Below are 17,472 nucleotides of genomic sequence, written 5' to 3' on the forward strand. Positions count from 1 at the left end.
AATTTTTACATCTCCTCTTACGAAATAACGACAAATAATAAGAGCCCATCGACAAGACGGACTCTTTTGTAACGTGTTTTATTATAGTCAAAATCGTTGCGTTTGTCTTGCTTTTCGGTTTATTACGCTGTGCGTGGGTTGAATGTTTTGAGCTTTTGTAAATAAAAATCATACGACTCCTCGCGCCTGCCTTGTTTAAATTCGGCAAACGTAATTTGCTTCGCGCCGACAACGCCTTTATCTTTTACACCTGGCATTGTTTTGGCGTGATCGCATACGTCCATAATCGAAAAATGAGCCGGGAACGCTAAGTATCGTGCAACGCTAATTTCATTAAATTGTCCTACATGTCCGTAACGTAAAATAACTTTCCAAAATTTTTGTTGCTTCATACAATCGCATCCTCTCTCCATTTAACTAATTTAATTTTCTGATAATTATAGTGTAGCGCATGAAGCAGCGAAATCGCAACTAAATGATTTATTTTACACAAAAATAAAAACAGTTGCGCTTTGGCATTTGCCTCACGCAACTGTTCCCTTATGCAAATAATTTCAAACCGACAACGCTACAAATAATGACAGCAATAAAGAAAATTCGCTTCCAGTCGCGCGATTCTCCGTAGACGAACATGCCGACAAGCGTGCCGCCGACTGTGCCAATCCCCGTCCAAATCGCGTACGACATGCCGAGTGGTAACGTCTCCATCGCAAGCGCAAGCAATGAAAAGCTCGCCGCAAAGCCGAGTAACAGCACGATGTAACCCGATTTTTTTTGCCCTTGTGCGACACGATTCATACCGAGTACCCCAACAACTTCAAACAACCCTGCTGCAATTAAATAAAACCAACTCATGCGTGCTCCTCACTTTCTGGCGTTACAAGCTTCAAGCCTAAAATACCGGCAATTAACGTGCATAGTAAAACAATTTTCATCGCGCTCGTCTGTGCATTAAAAACAAAAATATCAACGAGCACCGTGCCGACTGCGCCAAGTCCTGTAAAAATAGCATACGCTGTTGCGACTGGAATTTTTTTCGTTGCTTGAATAATAAAATAGAACGAAAAGAAAATACAAACAGCAGTGCCGATCCATTGCCACGTATTAGCAGAATATTTTAAGCCAGTCGCCCAAATAATTTCGAGCAGCCCTGCGATTAAAATAAATACCCAATATTTTGTCATCGCGCCACACCTCGCTTAAATATTTGCCAGCTCGCTTCGATGCGCTGCTTCACACGAACTGGACCTCCATAAAGCATTTCGATATGACACGCATCCATAATACTTAAATAAGCTTGTGCAATATGCGTACTTGAAATGTCCGTCGTAAGCGTCTCTCGCTGGCGAATGAGCAGCTCCTTCACTGCCTGTTCAATTGAATCTAAATAATAATACACATACACCATGACGCGCTTTTCTAAATGCTGCGGTGGATAAATGGACATGCGCAGCCAAAAGCGTGTCTCAATGCGTGCCTCATAGCGCTCTGCTGTATGATGTAAATACGCATATAGCGCATCAATCGTCTCCATTTTTTCAACTTGAGCAAGCGTGTACGCAAGCTCCTCGTTCATCGCCTGTTCACATGCCGCTAAAAATAATTCGTCTTTGTTGCGAAAATGTGTATAAATCGATTGTTTTTTTATGCCGACAGCCTCTGCAACAAGCTGCATCGACGCCGCTTCATAGCCGTGTGTTGCAAATAAATTCATCGCCGCTATTTTTAAATGTTCCTTTGACATAAATGCGCACTCCTTTACGAACGTTCGTCAGTTAATATGCTGTAACGATAGCACACATCATCCTCGATAGCAAACGTTACAGCTCCACTGCAAAAAACGAGCAGCGCGATCGTCTGCTCGTTTTCTATAATTATACGTTCGCTTCGTCCAACCATTTATGAACAGTTGCCCATGCACGCTGTAGCTCGCCTTGTGCGACGTATTGCTCCAGCTCCTCATCAACTAAGCGTCCTAGCAGTGCACGACTTTTATCGCGCGGCACATTCGCTAATATGTGTTGACGTGCTTGCGCTAAAAAGCTGACGTACGCATCGTAGCTTGCTGGAAACTGCTCCTCTAATCGCTGCTTCAGCTTGCGCGTTAAGCTCGGGCTCGCACCGTCCGTACAAACGGCGATTGACAGCGCACCGCGACGCACAACTGCTTGATTGAGCATATTGCCTTGTGACACGTCATCTGCGCGCAAAATAAGCTGCTGAGCATTTACTGCTGCGCTTACCGCTTCGTTCACTTCTTTATTGTTCGTTGCGACAAAAACAATGAATGCGTCGTTTACGTCGTCTTTCTCAAAATTTCGCTCATGCCATACGCCGTCTAATGCTTGTAGAAGCGTCTTTGCCTCGTCAGTAATCGTCGGTGAAATGAGCGTCACGTACGCACCGTAGCCTTGCAATGTGCGCAGCTTTTGCGTGGCGATCATACCACCGCCAACGATGACGATTTTTTTACGTTCGATATTTAATGCTATTGGGTAATACATCGTTATTCCTCCAAACGTTTTTTCGTGCGTTTCGTATTTTCATCGTCGACGCGTAGCACAGCTTTGGCGACCATCGCAAGCAGCGCGAGCATAATGCCTGTGCCGACGACTAAATACATCATCGTAAACACTTTACCAAACGTCGTGACCGGCGCATAGCCTAAATCAATCGACGTCGGAATTAAGCTTACCCATGAAAAATAAAACGCATCGAAATACGACCACTGTTCAATACTTGAATAAAATAGCGTGCCCGATAAATTAATGAGCAATAGCGTCGTCACAAGCGATAAAAACACTTTCTCCTTCCATAGCACGACGATTGCACCGAGTAAACGTTTCGCTGTTAAAAAAAATGAAATCATACGCTTCCCCCTTTGTTATATGAAAAAAGCTTGAAGCCATTTAAGGCATTCAAGCAAATAATTTATGATTGTAATGCAAGCTTAATATGTGCTAAATGATGCTCACTATGCCATGCATATAACGCGATGACATCTGCAACGCGTAACGCACCGTGCTCTGGGTGAATAAATGTACGTTGTAAATCGTCTAGCGTAATCGAACGCATTAGCTCTACCCAGCGCATATGTAACGCACCGAGCAACGTCAATGATACATGTACCGGTAAATGGTAATCGTTTAGCTCCGACCAGCGCTGTTCATCATAAAGTGTGACAGTCGGCGCATCTTCTGTTAATGCAAGTTTCATGCGCATATACGCAACGACATGGCTATCTGCTAAATGATGCACAACGTCACGCACACTCCAGCCACCTTGTCGATAGGTGACGTTTAATGCGTCGTCTTGCCGATGCTGCAAATGCTCATTTAATTCTCTCGGTAACTTCGCAATCGTATTAATCCACTGCTCTAGCTGCTCTGCTGTATACGATTCTACACGTTGAAATGGTCCAATCGGATAACGTACATCCATATCGTTTCCCCCTTAATGTGCGATGCTTTTTGCATGTTTGCCATGCACGACGTAATACGCGCCAACAAGGCAAAATACAACTACTGCAAGCATACCATACATCGCGCTATAGCTCATCTTTTGAATGACGTAGCCAAGCGCGAACGGTCCGATGCCGACACCGAAATCAAGCCCGATAAAATACGTCGCAATCGATAACCCCATTTTGTTTGGCGGTGACACTTTTGCAACGATTGCTTGTGCTGCTGACATATACGTACCGAAGCCAAACGCCATAATCGCAGCCGCCGTAAGCAGCATCCAGCTCGTCGTCGTCATGCTAAGTAGTAGTAGCGCAACCGCAAACAATACAATCGAAGGATACATAATGAAATTGTCCCCTTTTGCATCGAGCAGCTTACCACCGATCGGACGCGATACGAATAAAAAGATCGCATATACTAAGAAGAAATAGCCTGCTGCCGTTACTAAGTCGAGCTCGGTTGCGTACAAGTTAATGAACGATACGATGCTTGAATACGCTACTCCCATAACCATCGTTACGAGCGCAATCGGAAATGCCTCTTTTTGCACTAAATTAGACGGCTTTAAACCAATTTGAATAGCCGCGCGTTCCTCCTTCGTAAGCGATGCCTCTTGAATGCGAATGCCAAACAATAAAATGAGCGATAATACGGAGCAAACGGTCGTCGCAATTAATACCCATTCAAAGCTGTAGTTTGTCATTAAAAAGATTCCTAAAAACGGGCCGATTGCTGTTGATGCTGTCGTGCTAAGCGAAAAATACCCTGTGCCTTCACCGCGACGTGCTGGTGGAATGGCCGACATGACCGCGGTCATCATCGCCGTATTAAAGAAGCCAAATGCTAGCCCATGAATAAAGCGTACAATAAATAAAAGTGCGATTGTATCGACAAAAAAGTATGCGACTGTGCCAAGTAAAAATATCGCGGCACTCACATACATCATCTTTTTGCGCCCAATTTTCTCAAGCGATTGTCCTGCAATTAAACGAGCAAGTAACGCACCGATGACGAAAATACTCGATGCTAAACCTGCTGTACTTTCAGATGCTAAAAACGCCTCGATTGCGTATACAGCCATCGTCGTCAGCAACGTATAAAACGTTAGCGCGTTGAACAAACTCGCAAAAAAATACAGTATAAAATCCTTCGTCCATAACTTCGGTTGATCCATTCATTCATCTTCTTTCATGTAGTTTCAATACCAAACTATTTGTTCGTAAAAAGAAAGAGGGAGCTACGTAAGCACCCTCATCCTAATTTAACACCTTCTAGCCAAATTTTAAACAACATATTTGTCCAGTCATCATTTGACACACCCATCGTATTCGGTACGTCCACAAATGTGAAAAATACCGTTAAAATTGCCATCACCGGTATGTCTTGACGTAGCTTTTGCTCTTGCTGCGCACGCGTCATAATGCGAAATAGCTGCTGGCGTAAAAGGTCGTGCCCTTCCTTTACATACGCAATATCCGCCTGCGTATTTGTCGATTGCTCGCCCTTTACTTTTGAAATGACCGATAAAATTTGATGCAGCTTCGACTCGTCGATGTATGCACGAAGCGTCGCATGTAGCGCATCCATTACATCCGTTTCGTCAATCACTTCAATTTTTTTTAAAATCCGCTGCATCGCTCGTCGCACACATGCCGCAATAAGCTCTTCTTTGTTCGCATAATATTGATAAATGGTGCTGCGTGCGCCGTTTACGTGCTCAGACAATAGCTTTAAATGAAATCCTTCGTAGCCATGTGTAATGAGCAGCTTTTCAGTCGCATCGAGCAACTCTGTTTCTGTATATACGGCTTTACGCCCCATGTTTTTTTCACACCGTCACTTTTCTTATAAATTATTTCGAACGCGCCTCGGTCATTTGCTTCCAAACCGAGCCTTGCGCTTCCTCACCTTGCTCAATGCGCGCAATTGCCATGTTCACTTGTAGCTTCACTTCAAACTCCGCGTCGTCTGCTGCGTCACGCAACGCCGGTAACGCCGCTTCTGTACCTGATTCAAATAAATACATCGCCGCACGCCAACGCACAAGCTTATTTTTGTCGCGCAGTGCGTCAATCATCGCCGGCTCAAAGCTACTAAAACCTAAGTCGCTCATGCAGTCGCCTGCTGTACGACGCACCGCCGCGCTTTTGTCTTGCAAGCCTTGCACTAAATACGGAATGACGGCCTCGTCCTCAATCATGCCTAAATAGACGACTGCTAAACGACGAATCGACGTTTGCTCATCTTGTAATGCAGCCGCAAGCACGGGTAAATCCTCGATCGTTGCTTCCACCATTTGGTCAAGCAGTTGGAAGCGCTCCTGCCACGAATCGACTTGGAATGCTTCAAGCGTTACTTTTTGACGCGTATGCTCGATCGTTTCTTTCTCGGTCGTTGCTTCTGCTACGAGCGTATCTAATCGCGTTTGTGGGTACGTCGCAATAATTTCGTCGGCAATTTGCGCGGCAACGTCCTCTTTGTCACCGTAACGCACGCCGTAATCAACCCATTTACGTAAAAAGATGTAGTTATCGTCTTCCTCTTTTTCAACCGCTGCGTTAAAGCTTGCAATAAACATCGCCGGCAATGCAATGCGGTGCTCACTTGCAGAATCAAACACCTTCACTTGTAGCGGAATGCCTTTAAACATTTGCACGTGAACGTACACTTCACCGTATGAATCAGTCGGTGCATTCGCCGCCGCTTCTACTGCTGCTACGTCCTCACCTAACGCGATACGCACCCCTGCTAGAATGCCTTCCCAATCGAACTTTGCGATGCGCTCGACCGCTAAAAAATCCGCTACGTGGTACACACCTTTTACGCCGTCAATTTGCAAAATGCGCTGAACCTCTATCGGTGCGCCGTCTGCATTTTTCGTCGTATAGTTATGCGCTGTGCCAAACGCAAGCTCCTTGTCAATGACAACTTTCATCGTATTTGGACTTGGTGTTGGCTCAATTGTTACAATGTTCATATTTATTCCTCCTAGCTGTTGACAATTTCGTCTAAATAGCTCCAACGTTCAATGTAATGCTCATACTGGGCGTTTAACTCATCTAGCTTCGTCGTCAGCTCCTGTAAACGCGTAAAGTCCGAGCCGCACGTTGCAATGCCTGCTTCCGTCTCTTCAATTTGTTGCTCTGTGCGCTCGATGTCGCTACTAATCGTTTCCCATTCCTTTTGCTCTTTAAAACTTAAACGCTTTTTATCAGACTTTGGCTTTTCGCGCTTCATCGGCTCTGGCTTTACTTCTTTCGGTGCTTGCTCGGTCTTTTTCTTCTCTAAATAATCCGAGTACACGTCAAGCGTTTCGTCCACGCCGCCTTGTCCATCTAAAATCCATAGCTTTTTCGCAATGCGATCTAAGAAGAAGCGGTCATGTGAAATCGTTAAAATCACACCTGGGAAGCTTTCGATAAAGTCCTCTAACACACCGAGCGTTTCAATGTCTAAGTCGTTCGTCGGCTCATCTAACAATAAAACGTTTGGTTGCTCCATTAATAAGCGCAGTAAATGAAGACGCTTGCGCTCGCCGCCTGACAGCTTGCTAATTGGCGTGCCGTGTGCGTGCAGTGGGAATAAAAAGCGCTCAAGCATTTGTGCTGCACTGAAGCGTTCGCCTGTTGCGTCGGTAATGTCATTTGATGCTTCGCGAATGTATTCAATCATGCGCGCATTTTCATTCATCGGTGGCAGCTGCTGCTTAAAGTGGGCAAGCTTCACCGTCGTTCCTACAATGACCTCACCTGCGTCTGGTGTTAATTCACCTGCAAGCATGTTGAGCAATGTCGATTTACCGTAGCCGTTTGCGCCGATAATGCCGATACGGTCACCTTGCTGAAGTAAAAAGCTAAAGTTTTCAACAATTGTACGGTCGCCAAAGCGCTTTGAAATGCCATCTGACTCAATAACTTTTCGCCCTAACCGCGTCGTCGCTAAGTTCATCTCTAGCGACTCCTCCTTCGTACCGCGCTCCACTTGGCTATCGAGCTCATCAAAGCGTTGAATACGAGCCTTTTGCTTCGTCGTACGAGCCTTCGCACCGCGGCGAATCCACTTTAACTCTGCGCGGTAACGATTGCGCATTTTCGCCTGTGTTGCAGCGTTCATTTCCTCACGAATGGCGCGCGCCTCTAAATAGTCACCGTAGTTCCCAACATGACGGTATAACGTTTGATCGGCAAGCTCGTAAATGTGCGTCGCAAGCTCATCTAAAAAATAACGATCATGCGTAATGAAAATGACCGCACCTTTTAAACGCAACACCATTTCTTGTAGCCACTGCGTCGATTCCACATCTAAATGGTTCGTCGGTTCGTCTAGTAAATAAAGGTCAGCTGGCTCAATTAACGTTTTTGCGAGTGCGACACGCTTTTGCTGACCGCCCGACATCGTTGTGACAACTTTGTCATAGTCGGTAACACCAAGCTTTGATAATGCCGTTTTCGCTAGCGCGTTAATGTCCCACGCTTCTTGCTCATCCATTTGCTGCTGCACGCGGAAAAGCGCTTGTTGTGTCGCTTCGTTTTCTGGGTCATCCATCATGTTTTGCAGCGCCATCTCGTAGTCGCGGTTTAATTTCAGCAGCGGCGAATTGCCCGAGAACACTGCTTGAAGCACCGTCTCACCTTCTGGGAAAACGGGATCTTGCGGCAAGTACGCGACGCTATATTTGTTCGGGCGCTCATAGTCGTACACGTCCGCTTCTAATTGATCGGCTAAAATCGAAAGCAACGTCGATTTCCCTGTGCCGTTAATGCCGATTAATCCAGCGCGCTCTCCTTCATAAATTGTAAATTGTAAATGCTGAAATAACGTTTTATCTCCAACAGTTTTCGTTACGTCATTGACGATTAAATGACTCATATGCATCCTTCTCTTTCTTTCGCAACTATACATTGCGATTAATCTGTTTAATGTGCAACCGTTATGTATTAGCTAACTGCGTATTGCGGCTCACTATATTGTGCGTTGTAATCAAAACATATCGTGGTTCTCGCTTCATTTCCATAGTGTATCATGAATAACACGCTTTTTGCCGCTGTTTGCTTATGTGCGCGCAAAAAAACGCCATGAAACGGACTCACTCCAATTTCATGACGCAATCGTTATTTTAATAGCTTTTGCTGCTTCAGCGCCTCAGCTGCATCCGCATAGCCATTACCACGGTAGCGCGGCTCGCCGTAAAAGCCTGCAATACCGCTTGTCCAGTTCGTGCTATTTTCACCGTTCGTGCGCTCACTCATATACGCTGAAAACTGTTCGTTATACACGTGTAAATGCGGCGCAACGTTACGGTCATACGCATTGTTAAAAATTTGTGCCTCTTGCGGTAATCGTGGCTTTAATGCTGGTGCTTCGTCTGGGTAGCCGATGCATAAGCCGCTTACCGGATAAACGTACGGCGGTAACTCAAGCAGTTCAATGACTTCAGTCGGTGATTTACGAACGCCACCGATTGCGACCGTGCCAAGCCCGAAGCTTTCTGCTGCGACAACGGCTGTGCCAAGCGCGATGCCGACATCCGTTGCCCCAACAAGTAATAAATCGATGTTACCTTCAACCGCAAATTCCGTTCCTTCTAGCTTTGCCGCTTCATATGCGCGGTAAAAATCTAAGCAAAAGACGAAAAACTCCGGTGCTTGTGCAACGTATGGTTGATTGCCTGCAAGCGCCATTAATTTTTCGCGTTTTTCTTTGTCTGTTACGCGAATAATCGTCACTTGCTGTCCGTTAATCCACGACGGTGCTTGCTGAACGGCTGCTATGATCGCCTCTAAAATAGACGGTGCAATCGGCTCGTCTTTGTAACGACGAATCGATGTATGCTGCTGCAATTGTGTAATCGTTGTATTCATATAAAAACCCCTTTCTCTTTTTACTATACCAAAAACGAAAAAGAGTAGAAACTGTTGTCTCTACTCTCCGTCACCGCTATCGACATATGAATCCCCCTCGCTATATATATATAGCCCGTCACCTTTACTTATATCGTCACACGCGTTCGTAAAGTCGTATAAAATATCGTTGCTTACATCACCACCGTAAAGCGTTTCCGTATGATCTAAAACAGTCGCACTAAACAGCTGTAATGCAAGTAAAGTTACGTCTGTTTGTGCTGAAAAGTTTACCGGCAATCGGCGAAGTTGCTGCTCGAGCTGCTCATAATACTCTATCGCCGTCCACGCATCGTATTTCGTCGCGATAATCCACATATAACTTTCGTAAATCGGACGCAGCGCTGTTAATTTTTCTAAGTGCACTTTGAATGTCTCGACGTTCGCCGCTGTTTGTTTAACGTTCGATGACAAAACGTATGCCATGACAGCCGTTATATGCGCATTAATCGGTGAAAACTGTCGCTCAATTAAAAACGTTTGCGTCGCTAATACGTGCTTTTGAATGTCTGTTAACGGCTTCGGAACTTTCGCGAGCGCGGCTGCTTGGTACACGCACGGCTTTGCATTGTACGGTGTAAGCTGTTGTAAAAAATGCAGTATGTCACGCAAACGCTCCTCGTTAACGTACGGCTCTCGCTCGTAGTAAATCGCTGCCTGATATAAAGACGCATTATGCGCAAGCGGAAAATCACGCAGCTGTCGCACTTTCATAAATACGTGATCAATGAGCTGTGTAATCGACGGCTCGACGTGAGCGCGTGCAATTAACGCATGGCTAATCACGTGGTCGTAACGTGCCTTTGATAAAATATGAGTATGTCGTTTAATTTGCTGCTTCGTCTCATCGTAAACTTGTGGCTCAAACATTCGTTTTTGAACGGTTAGGCGCATCGCTAAATCGACAACATGTCCATGCATATGCCATTTCGTATATTCGTTAATCGTCCGCACATTGTCGTAAAATAGTGCAACGGTCGTCATATGAACGCCTCCTTCTATATACGTTATACGTCCATGATATGATAAAGTTTCATTATTTTCAGAAAAATCATTGACAAAACGATGCGGACGACAAATAAAAAAGTCATTTGACACATTTGTGCATCAAATGACTTGTCGTTTATTAAAACAGTCCGACTGCTTTTCCTTCTTCGTTTACGCCCATGCGCAGTGCTGCCGGCTCTTTCGGTAAGCCCGGCATCGTCATAATATCGCCTGTTAAGCAGACTAAGAAGCCTGCACCAAGCTTTGGAATGACTTCACGCACTGTAATCGTAAAGCCTGTTGGACGTCCTAAGCGTGTCGGGTCGTCCGTTAATGAATATTGTGATTTCGCCATACAAATCGGCAATACGTCCCAGCCAAATTGCTCGATTTGCGCAATTTGCTTTTTCGCCTTTTCTGTAAAGTGTACGCCATCGCCACCGTACACTTTTTGCACGATCGTCGTCACCTTTTGCTCGATTGATTGCTCAACGTCGTAAAGCTGCGCGAAGTTGTTACCTGCTTCGATCACTTCAAGCACTTTTTCTGCTAACTCGATGCCGCCTTTACCACCTTGCTCCCATACGTTCGTACGTGCAATGCGCACACCTTCTGATGCACACCAAGCTAAAATTGTCGCAAGTTCCGCTTCTGTGTCGGTAATGAAGCGGTTCAGTGCAACAACTGGCTCTGCACCGAATTGACGTACTGTATCGACATGCTTCGCTAAGTTTTCAATGCCTGCTTGCAGCGCTTCAACGTTTTCTTCTTTTAAGTTGTTTTTCGCAACACCACCGTGCATTTTCAGCGCGCGCACTGTCGCAACGATCACGACTGCGTCTGGCTTGAAGCCACCTTGTCGCGCTTTAATGTTCATGAACTTCTCCGCACCTAAGTCCGAGCCAAAGCCCGCTTCTGTTACGACGATATCTGCTAGCTTGCGCGCTGTTTGTGTTGCGACAATTGAGTTACAGCCGTGCGCAATGTTTGCGAATGGACCGCCGTGAATAATCGCGGGTGTGCCTTCAATCGTTTGCACTAAGTTTGGCTTAAACGCATCCTTTAATAATAACGTGAGCGCCCCTTCAACACCTAAATCTTTGACGAATAACGGCTCGCGTGCAAAGTTATAGCCAAACACGATATTTGCAATGCGGTTTTGTAAATCCTCTAAGCTTGTCGCTAAGCAAAAAATCGCCATAATTTCAGACGCTACGGTAATATCAAAGCCGTCCTCACGTGGCATCCCTTGTGCTGGACCTCCTAAACCGACGATCACATTGCGCAGTGCGCGGTCATTTAAATCCATTACACGCTTCCAAATGATGCGGCGCGGGTCAACATTTAACACGTTTCCTTGATGAATATGATTGTCGATAAACGCAGATAACGCATTGTTCGCTGCTGTAATCGCATGTAAATCACCTGTGAAGTGTAAGTTAATGTCTTCCATCGGCAATACTTGTGCGTAGCCGCCACCTGTTGCGCCACCTTTTACACCCATTACTGGACCAAGTGATGGCTCGCGCAGTGCAACCATTACATTTTTATTTAATTGGTGGAATGCATCTGCTAAACCAACTGTTACCGTCGATTTCCCTTCGCCTGCTGGTGTTGGGCTAATCGCCGTCACAAGCACGACCTTACCGTTTTTTGACGGTGCGTTTAATTTCGCTGGGTCAATTTTTGCTTTATAACGTCCGTATGGCTCGAGTGCATCTTCATCGATTCCAGCAGCTTTTGCAATGTTAACAATCGGCTGCATCGTCGCATTAGCTGCGATTTCTAAATCTGATAATGGCGTTGAATGTGTCGTCATGAATTACCCTACTTTCAAAGTTATTACGTATCATTATAAGAATGTATTCTGAAAAAAGAAAGCCATAAACGTGCACATTTTTCGTTAATTTGTTGACAATCGTTCGTTTTTTGATATATATTATATGTTGTATTATTGTAAGTTTTTTCAGATTCATACAGATTGACTGGAGGGGTACGATATGCGCCGAGGAAAAGTGAAATGGTTTAATAACGAAAAAGGATATGGCTTCATTGAATGCGAAAATGGAGACGATGTGTTCGTTCACTTCACAGGAATTCAAGGTGAAGGATTCCGAACATTAGAGGAAAATCAAGCAGTTGAGTTCGAGGTGTCTGAGGGAAACCGCGGCCCGCAAGCGATCAACGTAGCGATTGTTTCATAAAACTAAACGTAACGCGATACATAAAGCAGCTTTGCTTTTACTATCGCGTTTTCTTTTTGTCTTTTTCGGCTATAGAACATAGTAATACATGTAGAAAGGATGATTTCAATTGATTCAAAAAAGATGGTTACTATTACCAGCAGCTATGTTCGTATTAGCAGCGTGTAACGACGACGAAGTAACGAACGCACCTGATAGCGCACCGACTGAACAAGATGGCAATAACGACGTCGTTACAACGTCTAGCGATGCGCCATTTAACTTTGCAAAATTTTCGCTTGATGTTGACTACGATGGCACAACGAGCGTTGAAATTGATTATTCAAATGAATCAACAGGTGTGGAAGCATCGTACAAAAACGACAAAACGAACGAAACGTTAACAGGCAATACCGCGTATCATTATTTAGAGCCGATTTTTGAAGATTTCTCGTTTAATGCCGCTTCTTCACAAGACGAAGTGATCGATGAAGTCATTCGCGCCTTTAATCTCGATGAAAACTTTAACGAGCTCGATATGGACATTACGTTTGATAACGGCTCGGAAGTAGAATATATGCGTCAAAAATAATCGATGCAAAAAGGGGTGTACGAGCGTCAGTTGACGTTCGTACACCCCTTTTAATCGTTTATTTTGCAATATTCGGCGTTGGTGGTGCGTTGTATACGCGTGACTCTGCTGGTACAGAGTGTGTTAACCATACGTTACCGCCAATCGTTGAGTTCGCACCAATTGTCGTGTTGCCACCTAAAATTGTTGCACCCGCGTAAATAACGACGTGATCCTCGATATTCGGATGACGTTTAATGCCTTTAATCGGATTGCCTTGCTCATCAAGTGGGAAGTTTTTCGCTCCGAGCGTTACCCCTTGATAAATTTTTACGTGTGCGCCAATTGTACACGTTTCACCAATAACGACACCTGTTCCGTGATCGATGAAGAAATAGTCGCCAATCGTCGCACCTGGGTGAATATCGATGCCCGTTAGCGTATGCGAATATTCTGACATAATACGCGGAATGACTGGCACGCCTTCTTTATATAATTCGTGCGCGATACGGTGAATAAGCACAGCTTGAATCGACGGATAGCTTAGTAAAATTTCCTCATGCGATGTCGTAGCAGGGTCTCCATTGTACGCCGCTTGCACGTCCGTTTGAAGCGTCGCACGAATTTGTGGGAATTTATTAATGAGTGCCATCACAACAGCGCTCGCTTTTTCCTCTGCATCTTTTGCGCTCAATTGCTTATCGGCTGATAAATATACTTTAATAATTAAGTCGCGTAAATCAAGTGCAGATGCGCGTAATTTATTGGCGATCATGACGTTTAAGCGCACTTCATCGCCTGAGACCGATTCACATACACACGGAAATAACGCAAAGCGAAAATCGTGTAAAATCGCATAAATTTTTTCCGCCCCTGTAAAACCAAGTGCATTTTCAACTTGAAAGTGCTCGCTATGAATTGATTCTAAGTTGCTTGCGATGCTTGGCACTTCGTTGTTTAACCAGTCATTTAAATTCATTTTCTCTCCATTCCCTCCGTAAATCGCTTTGAAATAACCTCATTTTACGATTATATGCGCACTCGGTCAAGCTACTATGTCGATTGATGAACTTGTAATAGCTGTCGCGTTTCATGTGAGTCGAATGACGTGTTGCTGTGCATCAAGCCATTTCATCAAAACCTCGACGAATTTTTTCGTCGCGGGTGAGCTCGTTTTTTTCGTCACTAAGCCAATTGTACGATAGCTATCATTTTGTAGCGGCAGCATGATTAAATTTTTCGTCATGTTTTTGTTTAGCACGAGCTCCGGCAAAATTGTAATGCCTAAATGATGCGACACCATCGACAAAATGCCCATTTCTTCATACAGCTTAAAGCGAATGTTCGGCTTGACGCCTGCTTCGTTAAAGAGACGCTCAATGTCGTGATTGCCGTTGTAAGAAATCATAATGAACGGATAATTCGCAATGTTGTCGAGCTTCACATAACGTTCCTTTGCTAACTCATGCTGCTCTGGCACGATGCATAGCAAGCGGTCTTTTACGAGCGGCATAAAATCGTATTGCCCATCAATTGCTTCGTTTAAAAAACCGCAATCAATTTGCCCGCTGTAAATCCATTGCGCAATTTCGTAATAATCACCTTCAAACAGCTCAATTGCAATTTGCGGATAATGCTCCTCCATTAGCTGAATGATCGTCGGCATCCAGTTAGACGAAATGCTCGAAATGACGCCGATGCGTACTTTCCCTCGTGCAAAGCCTAAAATATTTGCAGCTTCCTGCGCTAAGCTTTCTTGTGCAGCAAGTACTTTTCGTATTTCAACGAGCATCATCTCCCCTTCTGTCGTTAGCTTCACGCCTCCACGACCGCGATGGATGAGCGCAAAGCCAAACTCTTTTTCCAAGCTGGAAATGGCATGGCTAACAGCTGACTGTGTTAGTCCGAGCTGCTCCGCTGCCTTCGTAAACGATTCTTCCTGCCCGACTTTATCTAAAATTTCATATTTCACTAAACTCAATACGCTCAATTCCTTCCATTTTGCACTCCGTAGAAACACAGTTGTACGTACAACAAAGAATTAATGAATTTTTTTCATGTAGTCTATTATAAACATTCGTTTTACTAATAACAATGCAACACGTATAGTAATACTAGCAATTAAACAGATGTGTACTACAACACAGACTTACATAACAGAAAGACGCGGTGAATGACGTTGGGAAAGCAAGGAAAAGCAAATAGTTTACTTGTCATTGTGACAATGTTTTGGGGATTATCTTATACATTTATGGTGCTCGGGCTCGACTCGATGGGCATTTTTTCGCTCGTTGCACTACGCTGTGCAGTCGGCTTCGTCGTCGCAGCAGCTATCTTTCATAAAAAAATGCACATGACGAATATGCGCTCACTTAGCTACTCAGCAATTCAAGGCTTTTTATTGTTCGTCGTTTTCGCAGCGAGCTTAATCGGACTACAAACGACGTCAGCAGCGAATGCAGGCTTCATTTTAAGCTTGACCGTTGTGCTCGTGCCGTTATTTACAGCAGTGCTTGAGCGTACGTTACCTTCTCGCGCTGTATCAATTGCGATCATTGCGACACTAGTCGGTATTTCGATTTTAACGATTCAGCCAGGCTTAGCATTTCATGAAGGCGACATCATCATTGCGCTTGCGGCGATTGCTTACGCTGTGTATTTAATATTAAATAGTAAGTTTGCACAAAAACAATCGGTTGAATCGATTCCGTATAGCGTGTACCAAATCGGCTTTGCGAGCTTATTTAGCTTCCTATGTGTTCCGTTATTTAACGAAGCTTTTACGCTACCTGAGACGATGAACGCTTGGATTGCAGTGCTCGGGCTTGGGCTTATTTGTACGGCGTTTTGCTTTATCGGGCAAACGGTCGCGCAGCAATACACATCGGCAACACATACCGGGCTTATTTTTTCACTAGAGCCAATTTTTGCAGCACTGTTTGCGGCGATTTTCCTAGCCGATCCAATTACGATGAAGCTTTTACTCGGTGGCAGCTTTATTTTAATCGGCAACCTCGTAGCACAAATGGAACAGTTCCAGCAGCTACGCCTTATGAAAAAATCATCGTTACAAAAGGTGACGTCTTAAGTAAAAAAATGAGTGCGGCGAATGTGCCACACTCGTTTTTTCTTTCCAATCGTTTTAATACGCGCTATTATAAATGATGGGCTCTTCACCATAACTTGGGGTTGCTTTTCACGTCGAGGCAGCGTGCCTCACGACTGCGGGGTCTCGAGGCTCGCGCTTTTCCCGCTGGAGTCCGCCTCTCGTTTCAAGCAACTTTTATACGTCAACCCCAGCTTACGGTGATGAACCAAATGATGGATAATTTCACAACTGACTGATAAAAAGGAAGTGTCAACATGATTGGACGTAATGACCCGTGCCTATGTGGTAGCGGTAAAAAATATAAAAAATGCTGCGCTGGATCGAGCGACGCATCAACGGAGCAGCTGCTTACAAAGGAATTAAAACAAGTAATCGACACGATGTTTGCGACGTACCCGCAACAGCAAGATCACGGTGCGTTAATTGAGCACTTCCAAGGATGGAATATTCCTTCACTGCACGAGTCACTTGAACGAGACTTCATTAACGCGGTGTCGATTGATGATTTCTTCTTTCATCAGCGCGTCGACATTTGGCAAGCGCATCTCGATCAAATGACAAAGCTGATTACGCGCCCAGCAACGCGTGCTGTGCTACAAGCTTGGCGTAACCCTCATATGTTCGTCGGGCGCGTAACGAGCGTCTCAAACGACTTTATCGAAGCGTCTCATTTATTTACAGGCGAACTCGTGTACATTCGTCGTGAAAATAACAAGCCAATTCCAACTGGCATGTTCGTATTCGCCTTTTTAATTGCAGACCGTACGTTACATCCAGCACATTATATGGCAACGTCTACATTAATTTTCATTACAGAGCAGTACGAGAACGTATTTGCGGCGTACGCGCGTGAATTTGCAAGCGACGATGCAGCAGCTATGTTTAAGGAGCATCATTTAACGCTTTGGGCACGCCTCGTTGCAGCAGGCTACCACGGTGAGGAGTTTAGTGAGAAGGAAGAAGCAGTTGTTACAGCGCTACAAAGCTTTTTAGCGACACATCATTTACAAGCCGAGCCGCTCGTTGACATCGTCGAGAACTTTTTAGTCGAAATGCAGCCGAAAGCGCGCAAACTGGAAGCGATTGCTGCTGGTGCAGTACGCTTTGCACAAGAGCATGGCTTTTTCGGTAAACGCGTCTTTACAGTAAAAGAGCTAGCCGAAAGCTTCGATATTTCCTCTTCTTCATTAACGAAGTACGCACAAGAGTTAACAACATATTATAAAGCGCAATAATGAAAAGGCTGTCCGATTTTTCG

Annotated in this window: 20 protein-coding genes; 4 read left to right on the forward strand and 16 right to left on the reverse strand. The window is 44.8% G+C overall.

Going from position 1 to position 17,472, the window contains the following annotated elements; translation table 11 throughout:
- Positions 1-122 precede the first annotated feature (122 nt).
- From A6K76_RS10300 to A6K76_RS10365, 14 genes are all read right to left on the reverse strand, one after another.
- Complete coding sequence (locus A6K76_RS10300; protein ID WP_066464759.1) at positions 123-392, reverse strand: hypothetical protein; 270 nt, start codon at positions 390-392, stop codon at positions 123-125.
- 148 nt (positions 393-540) lie between these two features.
- Positions 541-855, reverse strand: a complete 315-nt coding sequence (locus A6K76_RS10305; protein WP_066464760.1) for a DMT family transporter — start codon at positions 853-855, stop codon at positions 541-543.
- On the reverse strand, positions 852-1,184 hold the full coding sequence (locus A6K76_RS10310) for a DMT family transporter (RefSeq protein ID WP_066464761.1): 333 nt from the start codon (positions 1,182-1,184) through the stop codon (positions 852-854). The genes A6K76_RS10305 and A6K76_RS10310 overlap by 4 nt, the downstream gene beginning before the upstream one ends.
- The gene (locus A6K76_RS10315; RefSeq protein ID WP_066464763.1) at positions 1,181-1,744 is read right to left on the reverse strand and encodes a TetR/AcrR family transcriptional regulator; all 564 of its coding nucleotides are present in this window, start codon (positions 1,742-1,744) and stop codon (positions 1,181-1,183) included. Before A6K76_RS10315 ends, A6K76_RS10310 begins: the two co-directional genes overlap by 4 nt.
- Positions 1,745-1,874: 130 nt before the next feature.
- A complete protein-coding gene (locus A6K76_RS10320; protein ID WP_066464764.1) occupies positions 1,875-2,504 on the reverse strand; it encodes a precorrin-2 dehydrogenase/sirohydrochlorin ferrochelatase family protein in 630 nt (209 codons plus the stop codon).
- A gap of 2 nt (positions 2,505-2,506) precedes the next feature.
- On the reverse strand, positions 2,507-2,869 hold the full coding sequence (locus A6K76_RS10325; RefSeq protein ID WP_066464765.1) for a potassium channel family protein: 363 nt from the start codon (positions 2,867-2,869) through the stop codon (positions 2,507-2,509).
- Positions 2,870-2,931: 62 nt separating this feature from the next.
- Complete coding sequence (locus A6K76_RS10330) at positions 2,932-3,441, reverse strand: YfiT family bacillithiol transferase (RefSeq protein WP_066464766.1); 510 nt, start codon at positions 3,439-3,441, stop codon at positions 2,932-2,934.
- 12 nt (positions 3,442-3,453) lie between these two features.
- Positions 3,454-4,638: an MFS transporter gene (locus tag A6K76_RS10335; protein ID WP_066464767.1), complete on the reverse strand. Its 1,185-nt coding sequence runs from the start codon at positions 4,636-4,638 to the stop codon at positions 3,454-3,456.
- Positions 4,639-4,715: 77 nt separating this feature from the next.
- Positions 4,716-5,285 carry a TetR/AcrR family transcriptional regulator gene (locus tag A6K76_RS10340; protein WP_066464769.1) on the reverse strand — a complete coding sequence of 190 codons (570 nt, stop codon included), beginning with the start codon at positions 5,283-5,285 and terminating at the stop codon, positions 4,716-4,718.
- A gap of 31 nt (positions 5,286-5,316) precedes the next feature.
- Positions 5,317-6,441 carry a conserved virulence factor C family protein gene (locus A6K76_RS10345; RefSeq protein ID WP_066464770.1) on the reverse strand — a complete coding sequence of 375 codons (1,125 nt, stop codon included), beginning with the start codon at positions 6,439-6,441 and terminating at the stop codon, positions 5,317-5,319.
- Positions 6,442-6,452: 11 nt separating this feature from the next.
- Complete coding sequence (locus tag A6K76_RS10350) at positions 6,453-8,333, reverse strand: ABC-F family ATP-binding cassette domain-containing protein (RefSeq protein WP_066464771.1); 1,881 nt, start codon at positions 8,331-8,333, stop codon at positions 6,453-6,455.
- A 242-nt stretch (positions 8,334-8,575) separates the two neighbouring features.
- Complete coding sequence (locus A6K76_RS10355) at positions 8,576-9,325, reverse strand: NADPH-dependent oxidoreductase (protein ID WP_066464772.1); 750 nt, start codon at positions 9,323-9,325, stop codon at positions 8,576-8,578.
- Positions 9,326-9,385: 60 nt separating this feature from the next.
- Positions 9,386-10,348, reverse strand: a complete 963-nt coding sequence (locus tag A6K76_RS10360) for a hypothetical protein (RefSeq protein ID WP_066464773.1) — start codon at positions 10,346-10,348, stop codon at positions 9,386-9,388.
- A 142-nt stretch (positions 10,349-10,490) separates the two neighbouring features.
- On the reverse strand, positions 10,491-12,170 hold the full coding sequence (locus tag A6K76_RS10365) for a formate--tetrahydrofolate ligase (RefSeq protein WP_066464774.1): 1,680 nt from the start codon (positions 12,168-12,170) through the stop codon (positions 10,491-10,493).
- Between the two features lie 181 nt (positions 12,171-12,351).
- Between A6K76_RS10365 and A6K76_RS10370 the strand changes: the two genes are divergently transcribed.
- Entirely contained in the window at positions 12,352-12,555 is a 204-nt protein-coding gene (locus A6K76_RS10370; protein ID WP_066464776.1) for a cold-shock protein, read from the forward strand.
- A 109-nt stretch (positions 12,556-12,664) separates the two neighbouring features.
- The gene (locus A6K76_RS10375; RefSeq protein WP_083995385.1) at positions 12,665-13,126 is read left to right on the forward strand and encodes a YusW family protein; all 462 of its coding nucleotides are present in this window, start codon (positions 12,665-12,667) and stop codon (positions 13,124-13,126) included.
- A 58-nt stretch (positions 13,127-13,184) separates the two neighbouring features.
- Here the strand turns inward: A6K76_RS10375 and epsC are convergent, their stop codons facing one another.
- Together epsC and A6K76_RS10385 are read right to left on the reverse strand one after the other, a co-directional pair.
- On the reverse strand, positions 13,185-14,084 hold the full coding sequence (epsC, locus tag A6K76_RS10380) for a serine O-acetyltransferase EpsC (protein ID WP_066464778.1): 900 nt from the start codon (positions 14,082-14,084) through the stop codon (positions 13,185-13,187).
- A gap of 111 nt (positions 14,085-14,195) precedes the next feature.
- A complete protein-coding gene (locus tag A6K76_RS10385; RefSeq protein WP_245671978.1) occupies positions 14,196-15,077 on the reverse strand; it encodes a LysR family transcriptional regulator in 882 nt (293 codons plus the stop codon).
- A gap of 201 nt (positions 15,078-15,278) precedes the next feature.
- Here A6K76_RS10385 and A6K76_RS10390 point away from each other — a divergent pair, with 201 nt between their 5' ends.
- Both A6K76_RS10390 and A6K76_RS10395 read left to right on the forward strand, forming a co-directional pair.
- Positions 15,279-16,193 (forward strand): DMT family transporter, encoded by a 915-nt coding sequence (locus A6K76_RS10390; RefSeq protein WP_066464782.1) that lies wholly within the window; start codon positions 15,279-15,281, stop codon positions 16,191-16,193.
- Positions 16,194-16,468: 275 nt separating this feature from the next.
- The gene (locus tag A6K76_RS10395; RefSeq protein WP_066464784.1) at positions 16,469-17,449 is read left to right on the forward strand and encodes an SEC-C metal-binding domain-containing protein; all 981 of its coding nucleotides are present in this window, start codon (positions 16,469-16,471) and stop codon (positions 17,447-17,449) included.
- Positions 17,450-17,472: the final 23 nt, after the last annotated feature.

This window comes from Caryophanon latum (assembly GCF_001700325.1).
GTDB classification, from domain to species: domain Bacteria; phylum Bacillota; class Bacilli; order Bacillales_A; family Planococcaceae; genus Caryophanon; species Caryophanon latum.